Annotated in this window: 23 protein-coding genes and 1 pseudogene; 13 read left to right on the forward strand and 11 right to left on the reverse strand. The window is 73.4% G+C overall.

Annotation, left to right across the window (positions count from 1 at the left end; translation table 11 throughout):
• Positions 1-776: hypothetical protein (locus tag ACWF9Z_RS31180; RefSeq protein WP_453607707.1), on the reverse strand; the 776-nt coding region annotated here is incomplete at its 3' end.
• A 191-nt stretch (positions 777-967) separates the two neighbouring features.
• On the opposite strand from ACWF9Z_RS31180, the gene ACWF9Z_RS31185 reads away from it, so the two are divergent.
• Both ACWF9Z_RS31185 and ACWF9Z_RS31190 read left to right on the forward strand, forming a co-directional pair.
• The gene (locus ACWF9Z_RS31185; protein ID WP_453607710.1) at positions 968-1528 is read left to right on the forward strand and encodes a putative immunity protein; all 561 of its coding nucleotides are present in this window, start codon (positions 968-970) and stop codon (positions 1526-1528) included.
• A 192-nt stretch (positions 1529-1720) separates the two neighbouring features.
• A pseudogene (locus ACWF9Z_RS31190) lies at positions 1721-1939 on the forward strand (GNAT family N-acetyltransferase); the annotation flags it as partial.
• Positions 1940-1971: 32 nt separating this feature from the next.
• Here the strand turns inward: ACWF9Z_RS31190 and ACWF9Z_RS31195 are convergent.
• On the reverse strand, positions 1972-3327 hold the full coding sequence (locus ACWF9Z_RS31195) for a M64 family metallopeptidase (protein ID WP_453607713.1): 1356 nt from the start codon (positions 3325-3327) through the stop codon (positions 1972-1974).
• Between the two features lie 139 nt (positions 3328-3466).
• On the opposite strand from ACWF9Z_RS31195, the gene ACWF9Z_RS31200 reads away from it, so the two are divergent.
• Positions 3467-4819: a tetratricopeptide repeat protein gene (locus ACWF9Z_RS31200; protein ID WP_453607716.1), complete on the forward strand. Its 1353-nt coding sequence runs from the start codon at positions 3467-3469 to the stop codon at positions 4817-4819.
• Between the two features lie 136 nt (positions 4820-4955).
• Here the strand turns inward: ACWF9Z_RS31200 and ACWF9Z_RS31205 are convergent, their stop codons facing one another.
• On the reverse strand, positions 4956-5522 hold the full coding sequence (locus ACWF9Z_RS31205) for an N-acetyltransferase family protein (protein ID WP_453607718.1): 567 nt from the start codon (positions 5520-5522) through the stop codon (positions 4956-4958).
• Between the two features lie 75 nt (positions 5523-5597).
• On the opposite strand from ACWF9Z_RS31205, the gene ACWF9Z_RS31210 reads away from it, so the two are divergent.
• Positions 5598-5804 (forward strand): cold shock domain-containing protein, encoded by a 207-nt coding sequence (locus ACWF9Z_RS31210; RefSeq protein ID WP_453607721.1) that lies wholly within the window; start codon positions 5598-5600, stop codon positions 5802-5804.
• A 31-nt stretch (positions 5805-5835) separates the two neighbouring features.
• Here ACWF9Z_RS31210 and ACWF9Z_RS31215 read toward each other — a convergent pair whose 3' ends face one another.
• Both ACWF9Z_RS31215 and ACWF9Z_RS31220 read right to left on the reverse strand, forming a co-directional pair.
• Positions 5836-6321, reverse strand: coding sequence for a DUF6328 family protein (locus ACWF9Z_RS31215; protein WP_453607724.1), 486 nt, complete (start codon positions 6319-6321; stop codon positions 5836-5838).
• A 168-nt stretch (positions 6322-6489) separates the two neighbouring features.
• A complete protein-coding gene (locus tag ACWF9Z_RS31220; RefSeq protein ID WP_453607789.1) occupies positions 6490-7257 on the reverse strand; it encodes a VOC family protein in 768 nt (255 codons plus the stop codon).
• Positions 7258-7718: 461 nt separating this feature from the next.
• Here ACWF9Z_RS31220 and ACWF9Z_RS31225 point away from each other — a divergent pair, with 461 nt between their 5' ends.
• The 5 genes from ACWF9Z_RS31225 to ACWF9Z_RS31245 all read left to right on the forward strand — a co-directional run bounded on the left by ACWF9Z_RS31225 (position 7719) and on the right by ACWF9Z_RS31245 (position 10647).
• Positions 7719-8222: a hemerythrin domain-containing protein gene (locus ACWF9Z_RS31225; protein ID WP_453607727.1), complete on the forward strand. Its 504-nt coding sequence runs from the start codon at positions 7719-7721 to the stop codon at positions 8220-8222.
• The gene (locus tag ACWF9Z_RS31230; protein ID WP_453607730.1) at positions 8219-9418 is read left to right on the forward strand and encodes a cation diffusion facilitator family transporter; all 1200 of its coding nucleotides are present in this window, start codon (positions 8219-8221) and stop codon (positions 9416-9418) included. Before ACWF9Z_RS31225 ends, ACWF9Z_RS31230 begins: the two co-directional genes overlap by 4 nt.
• Positions 9419-9576: 158 nt before the next feature.
• A complete protein-coding gene (locus ACWF9Z_RS31235; protein ID WP_453607732.1) occupies positions 9577-9741 on the forward strand; it encodes a hypothetical protein in 165 nt (54 codons plus the stop codon).
• A 326-nt stretch (positions 9742-10067) separates the two neighbouring features.
• On the forward strand, positions 10068-10223 hold the full coding sequence (locus tag ACWF9Z_RS31240) for a DUF6131 family protein (RefSeq protein ID WP_356650033.1): 156 nt from the start codon (positions 10068-10070) through the stop codon (positions 10221-10223).
• A gap of 190 nt (positions 10224-10413) precedes the next feature.
• Positions 10414-10647 (forward strand): DUF6213 family protein, encoded by a 234-nt coding sequence (locus ACWF9Z_RS31245; RefSeq protein WP_453607735.1) that lies wholly within the window; start codon positions 10414-10416, stop codon positions 10645-10647.
• 21 nt (positions 10648-10668) lie between these two features.
• Here the strand turns inward: ACWF9Z_RS31245 and ACWF9Z_RS31250 are convergent, their stop codons facing one another.
• Together ACWF9Z_RS31250 and ACWF9Z_RS31255 are read right to left on the reverse strand one after the other, a co-directional pair.
• A complete protein-coding gene (locus tag ACWF9Z_RS31250) occupies positions 10669-11364 on the reverse strand; it encodes an HAD family hydrolase (RefSeq protein ID WP_453607738.1) in 696 nt (231 codons plus the stop codon).
• Positions 11365-11586: 222 nt separating this feature from the next.
• Positions 11587-12078, reverse strand: a complete 492-nt coding sequence (locus ACWF9Z_RS31255) for a flavin reductase family protein (RefSeq protein ID WP_453607741.1) — start codon at positions 12076-12078, stop codon at positions 11587-11589.
• A gap of 239 nt (positions 12079-12317) precedes the next feature.
• Between ACWF9Z_RS31255 and ACWF9Z_RS31260 the strand changes: the two genes are divergently transcribed.
• From ACWF9Z_RS31260 to ACWF9Z_RS31275, 4 genes are all read left to right on the forward strand, one after another.
• Positions 12318-12485, forward strand: coding sequence for a CsbD family protein (locus ACWF9Z_RS31260; RefSeq protein WP_453607745.1), 168 nt, complete (start codon positions 12318-12320; stop codon positions 12483-12485).
• A gap of 306 nt (positions 12486-12791) precedes the next feature.
• The gene (locus tag ACWF9Z_RS31265) at positions 12792-13079 is read left to right on the forward strand and encodes an STAS domain-containing protein (RefSeq protein WP_453607749.1); all 288 of its coding nucleotides are present in this window, start codon (positions 12792-12794) and stop codon (positions 13077-13079) included.
• 157 nt (positions 13080-13236) lie between these two features.
• Positions 13237-13605 carry an STAS domain-containing protein gene (locus tag ACWF9Z_RS31270; RefSeq protein WP_453607750.1) on the forward strand — a complete coding sequence of 123 codons (369 nt, stop codon included), beginning with the start codon at positions 13237-13239 and terminating at the stop codon, positions 13603-13605.
• A 9-nt stretch (positions 13606-13614) separates the two neighbouring features.
• Entirely contained in the window at positions 13615-14133 is a 519-nt protein-coding gene (locus ACWF9Z_RS31275) for an ATP-binding protein (RefSeq protein WP_453607753.1), read from the forward strand.
• Positions 14134-14310: 177 nt separating this feature from the next.
• Here ACWF9Z_RS31275 and ACWF9Z_RS31280 read toward each other — a convergent pair whose 3' ends face one another.
• The 4 genes from ACWF9Z_RS31280 to ACWF9Z_RS31295 form a co-directional block, all read right to left on the reverse strand.
• Positions 14311-15282 (reverse strand): SigB/SigF/SigG family RNA polymerase sigma factor, encoded by a 972-nt coding sequence (locus ACWF9Z_RS31280; RefSeq protein ID WP_453607756.1) that lies wholly within the window; start codon positions 15280-15282, stop codon positions 14311-14313.
• A 148-nt stretch (positions 15283-15430) separates the two neighbouring features.
• Positions 15431-17992, reverse strand: a complete 2562-nt coding sequence (locus ACWF9Z_RS31285) for a SpoIIE family protein phosphatase (protein WP_453607758.1) — start codon at positions 17990-17992, stop codon at positions 15431-15433.
• An 84-nt stretch (positions 17993-18076) separates the two neighbouring features.
• On the reverse strand, positions 18077-19108 hold the full coding sequence (locus ACWF9Z_RS31290) for an alpha/beta hydrolase (protein ID WP_453607761.1): 1032 nt from the start codon (positions 19106-19108) through the stop codon (positions 18077-18079).
• A gap of 196 nt (positions 19109-19304) precedes the next feature.
• A complete protein-coding gene (locus tag ACWF9Z_RS31295) occupies positions 19305-20201 on the reverse strand; it encodes an RNA polymerase sigma-70 factor (RefSeq protein WP_453607792.1) in 897 nt (298 codons plus the stop codon).

Consider the following 20201-nt stretch of genomic DNA (forward strand, 5'->3'; position numbering starts at 1 on the left):
CAGCGTTTGAACAGCCGGGTCAGCCATCCTCCGACGAGGATCAAGGCGACGCCCAGCACCCACAGCCCCCCGCCGAAGATCAGCACGGCGATGCCGATCGGCACCAGGAGACCGGCCATGGGCAGCAGCATCGCGGACAGCGGCGGAGCGGGCTGCCCGGCGCGGGCCCGGGAGCGGACGAGGTCCGGGTACCACTGGGTGAAGCGCAGGGCCCCGATGATGGTGAGGACCTGGATGATCCATCCGGTCCAGACGTTGTCCGGGTCGCGCAGCACGAGGTCGCCGTACGCCCCCGCGACGGCGTTGATCAGGAAGGCCAGCCCCCAGACGCCGGTGATCATGTAGTTCGTGCGCTTGAACGCGGGCGTGTCCCAGAGCTGCGGGTCGACCTTCTCCCGGGCGTACTGCAGGGTGAAGGGCACCTTGAGCAGCATGGAGCCGAACGCGATGACGACGAGCGCGAGGTTCGAGACCTCGCCCGCGTAGGTCTCCAGCCAGCGCCGCGTGCCGTCGCTCGCGAAGATCCCCACGACCGTCATGGTCGCGAAGAACACCACGTCGGAGAGCTCGAGGATCTTCAGCGAGGTCCCCGGGCGCACCAGGCGGCTGCCGACGACCAGACAGACCGAGAGGGCGAGGGCCAGCGCGACCGACCATTCGAAGCGTCCGGGCCCCACCACGAGCGAGAAGACGATCCAGGGGGACAGCCCCACGAACGGGCTGTCCAGGAACTGCGCCATCTTGCTCTCGCCACGGGCGTCAGCCGTGTGTGCCATGGACCCGACCCTCCTGTAGCGGACTGCAGCCGGCACCCACCCCTTCTCGTTCCAACGTACGCCGGGTCGACCGGGAGCACGTGTCGGAGCAAGGACGCGAGGACGCCGCCGCGCCGGTCCGCCAGTCCGCCGCCTGCGCGCCTACGCGCCTACGCGCCTACGCGCCTACGCGCCTACGGCAGGATGGAGCCATGCCCAACGCGTCGGACACGATCGAACTGAGCGAAGACGAACTCCGGGAGATAGCCGGCTACGCCGCCCGTTGCGCGCGCAGGGTGCTGCCCTTCTTCGAACGAGACCGCCCCGCCGATACGCGTCCTCGCGATGCCCTCGATGCGGCCGACGCCTTCGCCGCGGGCGGCCGGCGCACGCAGGCCCTGCGCCGGTGCGCGTGGGCCGCGTACAAAGCCGCGCAGGAGGCCGTCGCACCCGCCTCGCCCGCGTCGGGCGCTCGCGCCCCGTCACCCGCCGCGATCGACGCGGCACGGGCGGCGAGCCATGCGGCGGCCGCCGGGTACCTCCACCCCAAGGCAAGCGCTCACCAGGTGAAACACGTCCTCGGCGCGGCGGCGCACGCGGCCCGCGCGGAGGAGCTGGCAGGGGCGGGCACGGGTGCGGGGACCCTCGAGTGGGCCCGTCACCACGCACCGCCCGCGGTCACCGCCGTGCTCGGCCGGCTGCCCGCCGCCCCGCCCGGAGGCGGACGGGTGGGTGAACTCATCCGCGATCTCGACGCCGGTCTGCGCGCCTGAGGCGGACCCGGTCGGCCGCCCGGGAGCCGGCACGCGTCCCTTGCCACCGCCTGGACGCCCGTTCGCCACCGTCCGGCCGCGCACGGAGGTCACCAAGGGCGCCGGCAGCGCGGCCGATTCGTCGAACGGCCGCAGACGACCGCGGCATGAATGGGGTGGCAGACCCGCCTCGAAGCTCGAGATCATCCGACCATGTCGAAGAGCGCGCCAGGACAGGACCTTCCGATCGGCTTCGGGTTCCAGCCGTATCGGGGCGGCGAAGACCACGGCCCCATGGCCGCGGTGCGGCTGTGTTGTGCTGAACGGGACCGGGTCGACGCCCATGCGGTTGTGGAGGGGCTCCCGACAGCGACCGAGATCGCCGAAGCCTCTGCCGGGCTGGAGCAGCCGTCCAAGAACCCCCTGCGCGTCACCCGCGCCCGGGCCCGCGTCCGTGCTCCTGCCTACAGGCGGACGTTCCAGTCGGCGGTGGAGCGGAGCGTGCGGACGGTCTTCGGGTCGCGGACCGAGGGGGTGCGGTCCTCGGCGGTGACCGACAGCTTGTGCGTCCGCAGGTCGAACAGCCACAGGTCGGTGACGCGCACCTCGGTGCGGCCCGCCAGGTGCTTCAGCTCGCGCCCGTCGAGGTACCAGCGGACCACGAGCTGTCGTCCGTCCGCGCCCGTCAGCCGGGGTACGGCCGCCTTCGCGGTGTCCCGCAGCCGCAGCGTGCGGTCCGTCGGGGTGAGCGGGCTGACGACCCTCGCGTGCTGGTAGAAGCCGGCGATCATCGACTCGACCCCGGGGAGGTTGAAGGGTTTGCCCAGCACCCTCATCAGCGAGTTGTCGGTGGGCCGCTGGAGCCCGGTGACGAAGTAGCCGCCGCCCTCGTACGCGCCGACGGTGCCGCCGTCCGGGGAGGGCTCGCCCAGCCAGCGGTACCACTTGGCCCGCTGCCGGGCCATCCGGTCGGCGGACAGGGTGGAGATGTTGGACTCGGCGGGCTCGGGGCCGGTGTACTGCTCGTACTCCGGGACGCCGGGGTAGAAGTACTCGTCGGCGAGTTTCCCGAGGGAGTGGCCGGTCTCGTGGATGGCGACCTGGCCGGACTTGGCGTTGTCCGCGGAGGCGGTGGAGATGCCCTCGTAACCGAGCGTGGCACTGCGCTCGTTGTAGCCCGCGCCGCCGTACTTGGCGCTGTTCGCGAGGACGATGACGAGGTCTGCCTCCGGCGCCTTCGCCACGTAGGCGTCGACCTTGGGCTGGTCGATGCAGAGCAGCCGCTCGATGTCCCCGCACCAGAAGGAGGCGCCCAGCGCCGTGTCGCGGACGGTCGCCGCGTCCGGGTCCCCGGAGACGCCCGATTCGCGGGAGACTGCGTCGACCGTCCAGACGTTGAAGAGGTTCCGGTAGGTGGTGTACGGCTCCACGGCGGTCACCTCGTCCCACTTGGTCCGGGCGTCGGTGTGGAATTTCGCCAGCTCGGCGGCGGTGTAGCCGTCGCCGATGATCACGACGTCCAGGCGGTCGCCGGTGGGGCCGTTGTCGACGATCTTGGCGACCTCGCCGTCGGCCTCCCGGTCGGCGCCGGAGAGCCGGCCGCCGGTCCGGGCGGTCCCGCCCGCAGGGACACGGGCGTGGCCCGATCCGGCGTCGCCCCCCTGCTCGGGGCCGGGTATCTCCACCTCCACCCGCCGTTCGGCGGCCGGTGCTTCGGCCGCCCGGACGGGCCCGGCGGCCAGCAGCGCGGCGGTCGCGCAGAGCGCAGCGACGGCCGCGCGAAGGACCGGTCGAACGGCTGGACGTCTGACGTGGCGCATGAAGTCCCCTCCCGGTGAAGGAAGTTAAGTAACCATGTAACTCGAGTGAAGTGGTTGCTTAAACTAAGTGGCGCACGACGGGTGCGCAATGCCCTGCTCCCCCTGAATACTGGGGAGTTCGGACAACCAAGGGGATTCCATGGACGAACCGGTCGAGATCGGCCGCCGGGTTCAGCGCATGCGCACCCAACTGGGCTGGACCCAGCGGAAGCTGGCGGAACCCTCGTACACCCCGGCCTACGTCTCGACACTGGAGTCGGGCAAGGTCCGGCCCTCCGAGACGGCGCTGCGCTTCCTCGCGGACCGGCTCGGCACCTCCTACGAGGAGCTGGCCACCGGCCGCCCCGCCCACGCGGCCACCGCACTGCGCCTGGCTCTCACCGACGCCCAGCAGGCCCTGGCCGCCGGCGCGGCCGACGAGGCCGCCGACCGCTACCGGCGCGTCCTGGCCGAGGCGGAAGGATTCGGACTCGCCGACGAACGGGCCGGGGCACTGCTCGGACTCGGTGACTGCGCCCTGGAGTCAGGTGAACTGACCGACGCGATAGCCCACTTCGAGGCCGCCGAACAGCTGCTGGCCGACGAGCCGCTCCCCCGCCGGGCCCGGCCGATCCGCGGCCGCGCCATCGCGCACCTGCTCGCCGGGGAACTGCGGTACGCCTGCTACCTGCTCGAATCCACCATCGACGAGCTGGGAACGAGCGGGCTGGCCGATCCCGAGGCGTTGGTGCTGCTCCACGCCGCGATCATCGGGCCGTACATCGACATGGGCGCCCACGCCCGGGCCGCCCACGCCGCAGAGGTCGCCCTGTCGCTGGCGCCGCAGGTCGGCGATCCGGCCCTGGTCGCGGGCATGCACCGGCAGGTCGCGCGGACGTTCCTCGCCGAGGGACGCGTGGCCGCCGCGGACGCCTCCCTCGCCAAGGCCCAGGCGATCTACGGGCAGCTGCAACTGCGGACCGACCTCGCGCACTGCCACTGGATGCGGGGCTACGTACAGGCCCAGAACGGTGACCTCGCCGCCGCCGAAGGGGAGTTGCGGACGGCCCGGGAGATGCTCTCGGCCGGCCGGGCGGCCCTGTACACCGCTCAGGTGGAGGTCGAGCTGGCCGACGTGCTGCGCCGGCTCGGCCGGCACGAGGAAGCCGCCGGGCTGCTCTCGGCGCTCCTGGAACTCGGGGAGAGCCACGGGGCGGTGCACGCGGGCGGCGCCCATCGACTGCTCGGCCTCATGGCGGAGGAACGCGGCGAGCCCGAGTCCGCCGAGGAGCACTACGTGCGGGCCCTGGCGCTGCTGGAGCGCAGCGGGGCGACCGGCGACCTCGCCGACCTGTGCCGGCTCCTCGGTGACCTGCTGCGGCGCACCGGCCGGACCGAGGCGGCCCTGGACGCGTACCGGACGGGCCTGGGGCACCGGGCGGCGCCGGGCACCACCACCCTGGGTCCGGCACCCGCGGCGCCGGCGTTCCCTCCTCGGCCGGCCCCGCGGTAGCCGCCGGTCGGACCGTGCCGACACGCGCGGTCGGGCGGTCGAACGGTCGAGCGCCATGGCACGGCCGGATCCGGCAGGTGCCGCGTCGGCCGCCGTCCGCGGAGCGGGCTCCCCGCACGGCCCGGCGGTCGACGGCTCAGCCGCCTCCCGGCTCGTGCGGGGCCACGGCCACCACCCGGTAGGTGCGGCCGCCCGCGACGAATTCGCCGAGCGGGCTCATGCCGAAGCCGTCGACGTGGACCCGCCACGACGGCCGGTTGGCCTCCTCGATGAACGCGACGACGGCCTCCGCCCGGCCGGAGGCGGATGCGACGGCCCTGGTGAACAGTCCGCGCGCCACGCCCTGCCCGCGGTAGGCGGTGTCGACCACCACCGGTCCATACAGCAGCCAGCGCGTCGCGCTGAGCGGCCGCCCCCGCCAGGACAGCGAGCCCTGCGCCTCCAGCAGAGCCCGGACCGGGGGCGGCGGTGCGGGCATGCTCTCGGGAGCCGCCAGCGCGAGGAGCCCGGCGATCCGTCCCCCGTCGTCGGCGACGAGGAGGCTCCCCTCGGCGGCCATGACGCTCAACTCGGCCGGGCCGAGAGCGCCTTGCACGAACCCGTGCTCGGTGCGCTGCTCCTCCGTGAGGGCGTCGTGGTGGTGGGCCGCGAAGAGGGCGGCCAGGGCGGGTACATCGGCCTGTGCGGCGTAGCGGTACTCCATGGCACCGATGCTGCCAGCATGCGACATTGGGAACAAAAGGAGCGGGCGTGAGGGTGAGAGCGAGGGGTGGTGACCATGACCGAGCGCTGCACCGGATTCATCCAGTCCTACAACCGCCGGGCGGGTCACGGGTTCCTCGTGCCCCTGGGCCACCAGGAGCCGGTCTTCTTCGAGCAGGCGGACATCGAGGAACCGGACAAGGGCCTCTCCGTCGACCAGCAGGTCACCTTCGTCCTCGTCCTCGGCGACGGCCGCTTCGTCGCCAAGGAGATCCGCCCGTGAACGGGCGCGCTCGGCCGGCCCCTCGCGGCGGTCAGCGCCGGGCGGTGTAGCGGACCCGCGCCCACAGGGGCAGCACGAACCAGCACAGCAGGTACCAGGCGAACACTCCGCCCACGAGCCACGGCGCGAGGGCGTTGTGGGTCGCGACCCGCAGGACGAGGAGGAGCGCCGCCGTGCTCGTCGCCAGGAGCAGGACGAGGCCCGTGAACGTCAGGCGCGCGGCCCACTCGACCGCCTCGGGCTTGATCTGGCGGCCCGAGACGATCCGGTGAAAGGCGACCGGCCCGATCAGCGCGCCCGTGGCGAGCGCCCCCAGCACCACCGTGACGATGTAGATCGTCTTCTCGGTCTCGGCGAGGCCTGCGAAGACGGGGGTGAAGGCGACCGTGAGCAGGAATCCGAACAGGATCTGGACCCCCGTCTGGGCGACACGGATCTCCTGGATGAGCTCCTGCCACTGCCGGTCCGCACGTTCCTCCGGGGTCTCGTCCCGGCCCCCGCCTCTGCCGCTCTGCATGCAGCGCCTCCCTGATGCGTGTCGTCACGCGGCGCCTACCCCCTCGCCCCCACCCCATGCCCCAGGCACCCGGCCCGGCCTCGGCCGGACCCGGCCGGCCCGAGGGCGCACGGCTCCGCCCCGGGCGGTCTCACTCCGCCCGGGCCGTCTCACTCCTCCGGGGAGGACTCATTCCTCCCGGGCCGCTCGATGTCCCGCCTCGGCCGAGGCGTCCCCGGGCGCGACCACCGTGAAGAGGGCCCCCTCGGCGTCGGCGAGCACCACCCAGCGACTCGCGCCGGAGGTCTCCACGGCGGAGGCGGCCCTCCCGCCCATCCGGGTGGCGGCCTCGACGGCCGCCTCCAGGTCGGGCACGACGAAGTGGACGTGCCAGCGGGGCCGGACCTGCGGGTCGGGGTCCTCTTCGAGGGCTCCGCCGCTGATGCGGGCGACGGTGTCGCGGTGGTGGCGCAGGACGACGTGGTCGTGCTCGTAGGACACCGTGCAGCAGCCCGGTTCCTCCCCCGCCCAGCCGAGGATCTCACCGTAGAAGATGGCCGCGGCGAAGGCGTCGCGCGTGCGCAGTTCCAGCCAGGCCGGCGCGCTCTCGCGCCCCACCGTCCAGTCCGGGATGACCTCGCCCTGCCAGAACCCGAAGGCGGCTCCCGCGGGGTCCGCGGCCAGGCCGGCGCGCCCGGTGCCGAAGGCCAGGGGCCCGACCGCCATGGTCGCGCCGCGCTCCCGGATCCGCGACGCGACGACGTCGGCGTCCTCGACGGCGAAGTACGGCGTCCACGCGACCGGCATGCCGAACCGACCGGCCATCGCGCCGATGCCCGCCACGGGAGCCCTGTCCCGGAAGGCGACCGAGAAGCCGTCCCCGAGGCGGGTACGGCGGAATTCCCAGCCCAGCACGGCGGCGTAGAACCGCTCGGCGGCAGCGAGGTCCCGAGCCATGAGGCTCACCCAGCACGGCGCACCGAACACCTCGTGACTCGACGTCGACACGCTGTCCACCTCATCTGCCGCACACACATTTCGGACATGTCCTCTCCACCGTAGCTCCCTCGCCCGTGCACGCCTCGGCCGTGCACCCGACCGGCTCAAGACCCGCCGCGCGTGTCGGGTGCACGGCCGCGTGCGGGGCGCCCCGCCCCCCCGCCCCCCCCCCCCCCCCCCCCCCCCCCCCGAGCCCGCCGCCCGCCCCGCCCCCCCCGCGCCCCCCGCCGGCCCCGGGTGGGAGGGCGCGGGCCCCCCCCCGCTTCCGGTCCGCCCGGCCGCCCGGCCGCCCGGCCGCCCCCGCCGTCCCGAGGGACGCCTGCGCCGGCCCGTACGCCCGCGGGCCTCGTCCGGCCCGGGTTTGAACGCGCCGTGATCGAGCAAGCGCCGGAGGGAACCCGAGCACAGGAGGACACCGCATGACCGCGGACAAGCAGGAGAATCAGGACATCGTCGCCGTGATCCTCAAGGACCACCGCACGATGGAGGAGCTCTTCCGTCAGATGCGCAGCGTGGAGGCGGACCGGGCGGGTGCCCTCGCGAAGTTCTCCGCGCTCCTCGTCGCACACGGCGAGGCGGAGGAGTCCGAGGTGTACGGCGCCCTGAAACGGTTCAAGGACGTGGACAACGAGGAGGTCGAGCACGGAGCCGAGGAGCACGCCGAGGGCAACGAGGCGCTCCTTGCGCTGCTCGAGGTGTCTGAGGTCGGTTCCGACGCGTGGGACTCGCGCCTGGAGGACCTGGTCAAGGCGGTCTCCCACCACCTCGACGAGGAGGAGCGCACGATCCTCAACGGCGCCCGGGAGAACGTCCCGGACGAGCGGAGGGCCGAGCTCGCGGTCGCTTTCCTGCGGGAGCGGGAGCGCCACCTCGCCGCCGACTGCGGCAGCATCGACAACGTGCGCGCCGTCGTACGGGGATGACGCAGGCGGCGCCCGGGGCCGCCGAGCCCCCCGGCCGGGTCGCGGACCCGGCGACGGACACGCACACGCACACGCACACGCACACGCACACGCACACGGCGACGGACACGGACCCCTCAGCGGACACAAGTCCCCCGGCGGACAAGAGGTCATGGCCGGACGAGGGGCGCGGGACGCACACGCGCCACCGGCCGGACGCGGGGCCCCGCGCCACCGGCCGGTCGGGGGCGGCCAAGGACGGTGAGACGCGCAGGACCGTCTGGGTCGCCCTGGCCGCCAATCTCGTCATCTGTGTGGCCAAGTGCGTCGGCGGAGTCGTCGCGGCCTCGCCGGCGCTGCTGTCGGAAGCGGCCCATTCGATCGCCGACAGCCTCAACGAGGTGTTCCTGCTGGCCTCCCTCAAGCGGAGCAGGCGCCCGGCCGACGCCCGCCATCCGTTCGGCTACGGCAAGGAGCGGTTCTTCTGGTCGCTCCTCGCCGCCGTCGGCATCTTCGTCACCGGCGGCTGCTTCTCGGTCTTCCAGGGCATCGAGGCCCTGCGCTCCGGCGGTTCCGAAACGCGCAGCGGCTACGTCATCGGACTCCTGGTCCTCGTCCTGGCCCTGGGCGCCGAGGGCGCCTCGCTCCTGCGGGCCGTGCGCCAGGTGCGCCGTGCCGCGCGGGCCGAGGGCCGGAGCATGACGGCCGAGATCCGGGCGGGCCGCGATCCGGCCCTGCGCACCGTGCTGGCCGAGGACGGCACCGCCTGCGCCGGTGTCCTCCTGGCGATCGCCGGCGTCGCCCTGCACATGGCGACGGGGGAGATCGCGTACGAGGCCTTCGCTTCCCTCCTGATCGGAGTCCTGCTCGTCTACGTCGCCTACACGCTCGCGAAGGCGGCCCGCGTGCAGCTGATCGGCGAGGCGGCCGACCCCGCCCTCCAGCGGGAGATCCGCGCGTTCCTGACGCGGCAGCCGGAGATCGACGCGGTGACCGCGTTGCTCACCATGCACCTGGGGCCCGACTCGGTCCTGCTGGCCGCCCGCGTCGACCTGACACCGGGCTACGACAGCGAGACCGTGGAGGACGCGATGGTACGGATCCGGCGCGAGGCGCACGGTCGCTGGCACGACCTCGACCAGGTGTTCCTCGATGTCACGGACGCGGCGGCGGCCCACAGGGACGAACGGGTCCAAGGGGTGGAACGACGCCTCTGACCGGCCCGGCCGTTCCACCGCGACGCACCCCCGTGCAAACGAACCCCGTGCACCGGGGCGACGCGCCCACCGGTGTTCCTCGCCCGCCAGCACCTCCCGACCCCGAAGGGGGTCCCACCGCCGGAGCACCGGGGCGGGCCCGGGTGGTGGCCGGCGAGGTGGCCGGAGCGGATTTCGCCGGGCACGGACACGCCCACCTCGGCACGGAACACGGCATGACGGCAGGGGGCGTCCACGTCCGCAACGTGGCGATGGCCGTCATCGACCAGGCCTTCGCGGTGTACCACCTCCCCGGCGGAACGGCCCACCGCGGCGCACCCTGACGTTCGCCGCACCCGCATGCGTACGGGCGCCCTTTCTGGGGAGACGCCTGAGGAACGATGACCCGAGCGGAGCGGGCGAGCGAGCGAGGCGGGAGTTCCGCCATCCGCGCAGCCCCCTACCCCACCCGGGGCCGTCGCCGTACGGAGAGACCAGATCAAGAACGCCCCCGCGTTCGACGAGGGGGGCACGGCGGCGATCCCCGGCCATCCGGGGGAGTTCGCCCGGCACGACAACCAGCCCCACGTGGAGGAGCATCAAGCCGCCGACAGCATGCATTTTCACCCTGAAAAGGGGCAAAAGCGGCTTGCGAGATCGGAGAAACATCATGATCGCACTCGGAATCGTCCTATTGATCATCGGATTCCTCCTCGGAATCTCGATCTTGTGGACCCTCGGGATCATCCTGGTCGTCATCGGCGTCATCTTCTGGATCCTCGGCGCCGTCGGACACGGGGTCGGAGGACGGCGCCACTACTACTAGGCGTCCGCGCTCCGGGTACCGGGCGTCCGCACTCCAGGTCGAGCCGGCGGAACTCCACCGCCGGCTCGCCCCTGCCCGCGGTCGCCCGGCCGGCCCCGCCGGGACACGTGCGCACGACCCACGGTTGCCGCCCGGTCGAGCGGGTAACCGCTTCGGAGACCCGACGGACGCTGCCCCGGGAGGCGGTTGCATGATCCAGATATCGATACCGCTCGTCCCCGCCGACGACGGCGCACTGCTGATCCCCGCCGACCACGTCACCGACCTGCTGCGGCGCCTCGCGGCCGACTGGGTGGAGTCGACGGACTCCGGGGACATGCGCGCCGATGAAGAGACCGTCCAGGAACTGGCACGGGTGATGAGCGAGCTCGCCGATCAGATCGACGTCGAGTGCATCGCGTTCGCTTCGGCCCCGAAGCCGTAGGGCGGAAGGCCGGGTGACCGTTCAGCGGCCCGTAGCGGCATCCGTTCCGGTGGCACCGTCGGCCGTGAAGGGGCTGCTGTCGAGGTGGGCCAGCAGGTCGGCCGGGTCGCGGTAGACGGCGAGCGCCCCGGCCCCTTCGAGGTCGGCACGGGGGATGCCGCCGCAGAGCAGCCCCACGCAGGGGACGCCCGCGCTGGTGGCGGCCCGCATGTCCCATACGGTGTCGCCGACGAACACGGCCCCGCGCGCGGGCGCGTCGGCGAGGCCCAGTGCGTGGTGCACGGGGTCGGGGGCGGGCTTGCCCTTCTCGACGTCGTCCGAGCTCGCGGTCGCGGTGATGGCGTCGTCGGCGCCGATGGCGCGTCGCAGCGCGCCCAGTTCGGCCTCCTTCGCGGAGGTCACGAGGACGACCCGCCAGTCGCGCCGGGCCAGTTCGCGCAGCAGATCAGCTGCCGCGTCCAGGCTCGGCAGCCGGTCGAAGTAGGTGCCGTAGAGGGTGTCGTGGGCCGCGCCGATCGTCCCGTCCTCACCCTTGTCTCGCCGGTCGCCCAGCACATGCGCGAGCAGGTCCTCGCCGGGCAGGCCGATCGCACGGTGGATGTCGTGCATGGCGACCTCGTGGCCGGCTTGCCGCAGGGCCTCCCACCAGCAGGTGACGTGCAGATGGTTGGTGTCGGTGAGGGTGCCGTCGACGTCGAAGAGCGCGGCGCGGTTCACGGGTGGCTCCGGCGCTCGCGCGTACTCTCCACGGTGTGCTCGTACTGGCGTTCACGCCGGGGACCGGGATCTCGGGGCATGATCACTCCTCGTTCCGTCGATCATTCGATTCGGTGGGGCGCCTACCCGCCCCCGTCCGGTCGCACGCGCGCCACCGCTCGGGGCTCACCCGGGGGCGGGCGGCCGCTTTCCGCCGGCCCGGTCCGTGCGACCGGTGGCGCGTCAGGCCGGGTGGCCGGGCTTCAGGTCCTTCACGTCGCGGTACCGGAGCACCGGGGGCGCCTGCGCACCCTCCTCGGGCGCGCGGCCCTCGGTGGGCGCCAGCAGGAAGCCCACGTGGTCCCCGCCCTCGATCCGCTCCTCGATCCGGCCGGTGAACCAGGCCTGGACCTCGGTCAGCACCAGGCCTCCCGCCTCGCCCGGACGCCACGCGGTGCGCGCGAACTTGTCCACCCGGTCGCCCGTCTCTCCCCCGAAGAGCGCGGCCAGGCCGCGCTGCTCGCGGCTCAGCGCGTGGACGGTCAGGCACGAGGCCTCGCGCGCGACGCGGAAGGTGTGGTTGGCCACGGACAGCCAGACCATGAACCGGGGCGGCTCGATCGAGCACTGCGAGGCGAAGCCCACCAGACAGCCCGCCCGTTCGCCGCCGGCCGTGGCGGTGACGACGTACATCGGGCCGTCGAGTACGTCGGCGAAGGCACCCAGGTCTGTCATGACGGCTCCCAGTGGCTCGGCGACGGCCCGGCGCGCGGGGCACCGGTGCCCTGGGGCGGCTACCCGTCCCCTCGGCGCACAATCGGGGCCGTTCGGGTGCCCGTCCGGCCGGGCCGACGCGGAGCCGTGAGCCGTACGAGTCGAACCCATAACGGGTGATCACGGACAAATTGCGAGCTGCCGTCCGCTGACGCATGGTGGGCAGCAGTAACCCCCACCTCGGAAGGAACAACCTCGTCATGAGCAAGGCAAAGGCAAAGGCGAAGCAGGCCAAGGGCAAGATGAAGGAGACCGCGGGCAGCGCGATGGATGACAAGCGCATGCAGGCGGAGGGCAGTGCCGAGCGGATGAGCGGCAAGGCCGAGGAGACGGCGTCGAAGACCGCGGAGAAGATGAAGAGGCACTGACCCACGCTGGTTGCCCCACCCCGGCGCGACCCGCGCCGCCACGCTCCCGCCCCGGGATTCCGTCCGGGGCGGGAGCGTCGGCGCGGGGGCGGCCGGGACCCGCGACAGAGGAGCCGGATGTCCGCACAGCAGGAGCCCCCGACGCCGGAGCGCGTCCCGGCGGATCACGAAGACCCGGATCACGAAGAGCCGGACCACGACGGGCCGCATCACGACGATGCGCACGACGAGGATGCGCATGACGACGGGCCCGTCGGGCCGGATGACCTCCGGCCGCCTTCCACGGGCCCGGGGCCGCAACCGGTCGTGGTCCGCCTGTCGGGCGAGATGGACATCACCCGGGCCTCTGAGGTGCGCACCGTCCTCCTGCACGCCGTGACCCGCCCGGACGGGCCGGCCGAGATCGTCATCGACCTCAGCGACCTCACGTTCTGCGACTCCTCGGGGCTCAACGCCCTGCTCCGGGCCCGGCTCGAGGCGGTGGAATCCGGCCATACGCTGCGGCTGGCCGCGCCGACCCACCAGATGCTGCGCCTGCTGGAGCTCACCGGCACCCTCCAGCTCTTCCCCATCGACCCGGCACCGCCCGCCTGATCTCGGGGCACCCGGGTGGCTGCCACCCGCCCCCACCGCCGGCAACGTCCCGGCCCGGCCCGGCCCGGACCCGCCGCTGCCGTCCGCCGTGTTTGACGGCGTGCGGGCGGGTAGGCGTGAGATGCAGCCGGACAGGGACCAGCGTGAGGGGTACACGATGCCGACGGCGGACAATGATCGTTTTGCTGTCGACGTACGTCCCGTCGGCGGGGCCACCGTCCTGGCCCTGGCCGGGGAACTCGACCACGACACCGCCGAGCCCCTGAGGGCGGCCCTGCAGGCCGCGAGGACCCCTGGCAGGCAGCGCCTCCTCGTCGACTTCAGCAGGCTGGAATTCTGCGATTCCACAGGACTGAACGTGCTGTTGCGCAACCGGCTCGCGGTCCAGGAAACGGGCGGCAGCCTCGAACTGGTCGGCCTCCACCAGCCGGTCAAACGCATGTTCCGCATCACCGGCGCGGACGGACTCTTCCCCCTCCACCCCGATGTCGAGGCAGCCCTGGCGAACCCGCCGCGGGCACAGTGAGGAGCAGCGATGAGTGAGCGCCGGGCACCGGAACAGACCCGGCGCATGCTGCTGCACGACACCACCGATGCCGTCAGCCGGTGCCGCGATTTCACCCGCCGGGCCCTGACAGACTGGCAGTGGCTGCCGCGGGCCGACCGCGTGACCGGTGCCGGGGGAGATGCCTCCGGCGACGCGCTGCCTGCCGAGGACGCCCTGCTGCTGGTGTCCGAAGTCGTGGGCAACGCCTGCTTGCACGCGGGCGGGCCCACGTCTCTGCTGCTGCGCTGCAGCCCGGAGCGGCTGCGCATCGAGGTCACCGACGGAAGCACGGACGCACCGGCCCCCAGGGCCCACGCGGACCCGGGCCTGCCCGGAGGCCACGGGCTGCTGATCGTGGAGCGGCTGGCCGCGCAGTGGGGCTCGGAACCGGTGGACGGCGGGAAGTGCGTGTGGGTGGAGGTCGACGCGCCACCGGACTTCGGGAACCGCGAGGGCGGCGGGGCGGCCACCGGACCGGTGTCACCGCCCGGTCCGTGGCCGGCCTGAACCGGCCCGTGCCGCAGGCCGTCGCCCCGCCGTGACGCAAGCCTTCAGGCCCGCCCGTGCCGACGGGCGCCGGAGCGCGGCGCCACGAGCGCCACGAGCGGAGTACCGGGCACCACGAGCGGAGCTCCGGCACCCGGGCCCCCCGCGCCCAGGTGCCGATCAGTCTTTCGGCCCACCCTACGAGCAGTCCTGCGCCGAGGCGGCCCGCGCGGCGCGGTCGCCCTCGCCCGGGGACGCGGCCTCGTCCTCGCCTTCGCCGTCGCCTTCGGGCTCATCCGTCAGCATCCCGGCCCGCAACTCGGTCATGATCCGGCACAGCAGCCGGGAAACGTGCATCTGGGAGAGGCCGAGCCGGTCACCGATCTCGGCCTGGGTCAGCTCCTGGCCGAAGCGCAGCGAGAGGATCCGCCGGTCGCGGTCACTGAGCGTGGCGAGCAGCGGTTTCAGCGTCTCCAGGCATTCGATGAGGTCGTAGGCCTCCTCGTCCGCCCCCAGCGGCAGCGCCCGGGGAGCCGCGTCCGCCTCCGGTCCCGCCGGAGCGTCCAGGGAGCCCGCGGTGTAACCGTTGGCCGCCTGGAGGCCCTCGGCGAGTTCGTCGGTGCTGATCCCGAGCCGCTGCGCGAGCTCGCCGTCGGTCGGGCGCCGCCCCAGGCGCTGTTCGAGGGTGTCGTGTGCCTTCGCGATGTCCAGGCGGAGCTCCTGGAGCCGCCGCGGGACCTTCACGGACCAGCTGGTGTCCCGGAAGAAGCGCTTCATCTCGCCGGTGATCGTGGGAATGGCGAACGTCGTGAACTCGACCCCGCGCTCGACGTCGTACCGGTTGATGGCCTTGATCAGGCCGACCGTGCCGACCTGGACGATGTCCTCCAGCGGCTCGGAGCGGTTGCGGAACCGGCGCGCCGCGTACTTCACCAGGCTGAGGTTGAGCTCGACGAGCGTGTTGCGGACGTACGAGTACTCGGGCGTCCCCTCCTGGAGGCCGTTCAGGCGGCGGAAGAGCGCCACGGACAGGGTCCGCGCGTCGGCCGTGCTGACTGCCAGCCGGTCCTCGGGAGCAGCGGGTACGCCTCGGGCCTCGGAGACATCGGGGGTCTCGACGTAGGGCTCGAGAGGGAGCGGGTCCGCGGTGTCGCGGGAAACGGATGACATGAGCGTCCTCCGACGGGTTGTGGGTACCGTCCGGCCCTGGTCGGGCCGGTGGAACCGTCGTGGTCTTCCCGAGGGGATATACCCGCAAGCGGGGCCGTCTCACCCTCCTCGTGCCACGACGGATCGCGGCGAGGTCACCTCACGCATTCTACGGCTCGGCCGCGCCCCGCCCGGGGGTGGCCGGCTGGACTGTCGTTTCGCGCGGAACGTGCAGGTCCATGACGCAGATGTCATCGCGGTGGCCCGGGCACCGCGCGGCGAGCGTCCGGGCCAGGGATGCGCCGTGGCCCTCCCGCAGCAGTCCCAGCGTGGTGGCGGCGAGCCGCTCGAGTCCCGTCTCGATGTCCTCACCCGGTTCTTCCACGAGTCCGTCGGTGAAGAGCAGCAGGTGGTCGCCGGGGAGGAGGCCGAGGGCGGCCTGCCCGTAGGCGGCCTCGGAGGCGGCACCGAGGAGGCTCCCCTGGGGCTGGTCGAGGAAGTCCGCCCGGTCGCCCCGGATCAGCAAGGGGGGCAGGTGTCCCGCCCGTACCCAGACGAGGCGCCGGTCCCAGGGCTGGTAGCGGGCCATGACCATCGTCGCGGTCGCGGTGGCGGAGGGGTCCGAAGCGGTGTGGAGCAGGAGGGTGTTGAGCCGGCGCAGGACGTCGGGGAGGGCCGAGCCGGTGATGGTCATGCCCTTGGTGGTGAACCGCAGCTGGGCCATGGTGCTCACGGCGGCCAGTCCGTGACCTGCCACGTCTCCGACGACGAACAGGGCGCTCCTGTCCGGGAGTTCGATGGCGCTGTACCAGTCGCCGCCGACGTTGACCCCCCGGTCGGCGGGGACGTACGCGACGTCGACGCCCAGGCCGGCCAGTTCCAGGGACTGCTCGGCGATCGGCAGCAGCGTGTTCTGGAGGCTCGCGGCGAGCGCGCGTTCGGCCTGGAGCATGCCGCGCTGGAGGAGGACGGCGCGCTCGCTGTCGCGCAGCGCGAGCTCGGCCCCGCGCTGCGCGCTGAGGTCCTGGAAGAAGCCGTGGACCTCGACCGGGTTGCCGTCGACGTCCGTCTGGGCCTCGGCGACGATCCGCAGGTGGCGTATGCCGTGCGCGGTGGCGATCCGGAACGGCTGGTCGATGGGCTCCCCCGCGCTCAGGAGCCGCTGGACGGCCGCGCCCAGGCTCGGGAGGTCGTCCGGGAGCAGGTGTCCGGGCAGTTCCTCCAGCGACATCGGCCCCTGTCGGGGGTCGCGGTCGAAGATGGCGTAGACCTGATCGGACCAGGTGATGGTGTCCGTGGCGAGGTTCCAGCCGGCCCAGCCCAGGTTGCCCAGGCGCTGCATGTCGGCCAGCCGCCGGGCTTCGCGCTCGTGGGCGTGGCGGACCCACGAGACGACCAGGTGGTCCCCCAACCGGGAGGCCCGGACCGAGTAGACCGACTGGTGCGGGAGGCCGGACACCACCTCTTCGTAGGTGAACGGCTCCCCTTCGTAGCCGGTTCCGGTGGTGAGGGTCTCCAGGTACCCCTCCCACAGCGCGGTGCCCGCCACGGTCGGGTACGTCTCCAGGATCCGGCGGCCCACGAGCTCCTTGCCGCGCCGCCCGGCCACGTCCACCGATTCCGGCGCCGCCGCGTCGATCCGGTAGTCCTCGACCTCGCCGGACTCCGAGCGCAGGGGGGTGAGCAGGATCGCGGATCCGGCCAGCGCGTCCAGGACCCGCTGGACGGACGCCACCTCGCTGTCGCCGCGCACCCCGGCTCCGTCGTCGGCGTCGCGGGGACGCTCCGGCGCCCCCAGCGGGCCGGAGCACATCCGGGCCGCCCGGCTCAGCAACAACCGGGTGTCGACCGCGAAGGGGCCGGGCTGGGTGCGCAGGAAGCCGATGGCGGCCCTGGCGGGGCCGTCGGCGGGTACGGGGAGCCAGGCGCGGGAGGGCCATCGGTCCGGCGGGTCGCCGATCAGCAGGTAGCGGTGGGCGTCCTGCGCCGGCTCCTCGAGCCACAGGGCCCGGCGCCCGGCGATCGCCTCGCGGGCGGCGACACCGCTCAGCGGGGGGATGTGGTGCCACTGCTCGGCCAGCGCCTCGTCGATGCCGGACCGGCCGGTCAGCTCCAGGCTTCCGGACGGGCTCAAGGCGTAGATCATCACCGCCTCCACGCCGGTGGCTCCGCCGAGCACGGTGCGGAGCAGATCGGCGATGGCGTCGCCGCCGCGGGCCGCGGCCAGGCCGTCGGCGAGCCGGCCCAGGAGCGGGCGCAGCACGGCGTCGCCGTCGCCGCCGGAGAGATAACGGTGGTGGCTGAAGGCCGAGTCGGCGCCCTGGGGAGACGTGCCCGCACCGGCGCCCGCACCCGCGCCCGCCGTACCGGAGCCTGCCGTGCCCGTGTCTGCGGCACCGGCGCCTGCCGTGCCCGTGTCTGCCGTGACGGGCGGGGAGCGGGGGTCGGACCCGGGCGGCGGGCGGAGGCGGAGCCGGCCGAGCGTGATCCAGCACTCTTCCAGGAGGGTGCGGCCCTGTTCACCGGCGTGCTCGAGGAGCATCTCGTACGCGAGGTCGGCGGAGACTCCCGACCGGGCCATGAGCACGCCCTTCGCCCGCTCGACGACGGCCGTGGTCGCGGCGACGCCTTCCAGGTCCGCGATCTCCGACCGGAGCCTGGCCACCACTTTGGCGAGCGCCAGCACCTCGGGTGTGGCGCCCTCGCCCACGGGCGCGGCCTCGCCCTTCATCTTTTGAGCATGCCATGCCCACGCCCCCCGCGCCTCTGTGCGGCCGCACGGATGCCGGCCCTCGCGACAACAGAAGAGCGCAGGTCAGGGGCGTGGGAACGAGGTGCCGGGCTCGGCGTCGGAGCACGTACCGGGCTCGGTACCGGACTGCGCGAGGAGGCGCCGGAGCCAGCGGGTCCGGGCATCGCGGGCGTCCTGACTGAGGGCCGCCCGCGGTGCGATGGTGTCGAAGCCGTGGAAGGCGCCGGGCCACACGTGCAGTTCGGCCTGGCCGCCGGCCCGCCAGATCGCCTGGGCGTAGGCCACGTCCTCGTCCCTGAAGGTCTCGGCCGATCCGACCTCGATGTAGGCCGGGGGCAGCCGGGACAGATCCGTGGCGCGCGCGGGAGCCGCGTGGGGCGGCAGGTCCTCGGCGCCGTACCGGTCGCCCAGCAGCGCCCGCCACGCGGTCGCGTTGGAGGTGCGGTCCCAGGTGTCGACGCCGGCCATCTGACGGCTGGAGAAGGTGTGGTCGCGGTCGTCGAGCATCGGGCTCAGGAGCAGCTGCCCGATCGGGGCGGGGCCGCCCCGGTCGCGGGTGAGCAGGGCGAGCGCCGCGGCGAGACCGCCGCCGGCGCTCTTTCCCCCGATCACCAGGCGGTCCGCGTCGACGCCCAGTCCGGCCGCGTGCTCGGCCACCCAGACCAAACCGGCGTAACAGTCCTCCACCGGCCCGGGGTGACGGACCCGTGGTGCCAGGCGGTACTCGACGGAGACGACCGCCAGCCCCAGCGGGTGAGCCCAGGTGCGCAGCAGCCGTGGAAGCACGGACCATGCGTTGCCCGTGATCATTCCGCCGCCGTGCAGGTAGTAGAGCGCCGGCAGCGGCCCGGCCACGCCGGCCGGCCGCGCGCTCACGAGCGTGACGTCCGGGGCGCCGGACGCTCCCGGCACCCGCAGCTCGGCCACCTCGAAGCGGCCGTCGGCCTCGAGGTCCCGGACCGTCGGCCTGGACCGGCCCGCGGCATCCCGCGCCTGCCGGTCCGCGAGGTTCTCCGGGGTGAACGGCTCCCGCACCCCCTCCCCCAACGCCGCCAGAGCGGAACCCAGTTCGGGGTCGAAGGGCGGCACGTCCATGGGCGTAGTCAACCACCCGCCGGGCGACGGCCGGGACGGTCCGCGGAAACGGCCTGCCACCCGTCCAGTGGGCCGGAAACGGCCCGGCCCGGCGCCCGCTGGACGCCTGACCGGGCGGGGCCGGCCCGCCCGGAGCGGGTTCGCCCCGGCCGGGAGACCCCGCGGGGGCGCGGAGGCCTCCGTCGCCCGCCGCCCGTCAGCGCCGGCTGAGCGGGGTCTCCGCTACGACGCGGGACAGCTTCTCGGGGTTGCGGACGTAGTAGAGGCCCGTGATGCGGGCGTCCTCGACGCGGACCGCCATGACGCCGTCCATCTCGCCGTCCAGCCGGACGAGGAGCGCCGGAGTTCCGTTGACCACGGTCGGAGCCATGGTGATCGGGCTCCGGTTCTTGCCGAGGCCGCCGAACACGAAGCGGGTCACCTTGTCGGCGCCCGTGATCGGCCGCAGGGCGGCCTGCTTGATGCCGCCGCCGTCGCTCACGAGGACGACCTCGGGGGCGAGGACGTCGAGGAGGCCCTGGGGGTCACCGGTCTCGATCGCGCGCTGGAACGACGCCAGGGCCGCCCTGCTCTCGCTCGGGGAGACCGACTGGCGGGGGCGGCGGGCGTCGACGTGCCTGCGGGCACGGTGCGCGATCTGGCGCACGGCCGCGGGGGTCTTCTCCACGGCCGTCGCGATCTCCTCGTAGCCGACGTCGAAGGCTTCGCGCAGTACGAAGACGGCCCGCTCGGTCGGCGACAGCGTTTCGAGGACGAGCATCATCGCCATCGACACGCTCTCGGCGAGCTCGACGTCCTCGGCCACGTCCGGCGCGGTGAGCAGCGGCTCGGGCAGCCAGGGGCCCACGTACGCCTCCTTGCGGCGCTTCATCGTGCGGAGCCGGTTGAGCGCCTGCCGGGTCGCGATCCGGACCAGGTACGCGCGGTGGTCGCGCACCTGCGCCCGGTCGACCTTGATCCACCGCAGCCAGGTCTCCTGGAGGACGTCCTCGGCGTCGGCCGCCGATCCGAGCATCTCGTAGGCGACGGTGAAGAGCAGATTGCGGTGGGCGACGAAGGTGTCGGTCGCCGGATCGGTCGCCCGGCCGGTCAC

The organism is Streptomyces sp. NPDC054961, from assembly GCF_053609145.1.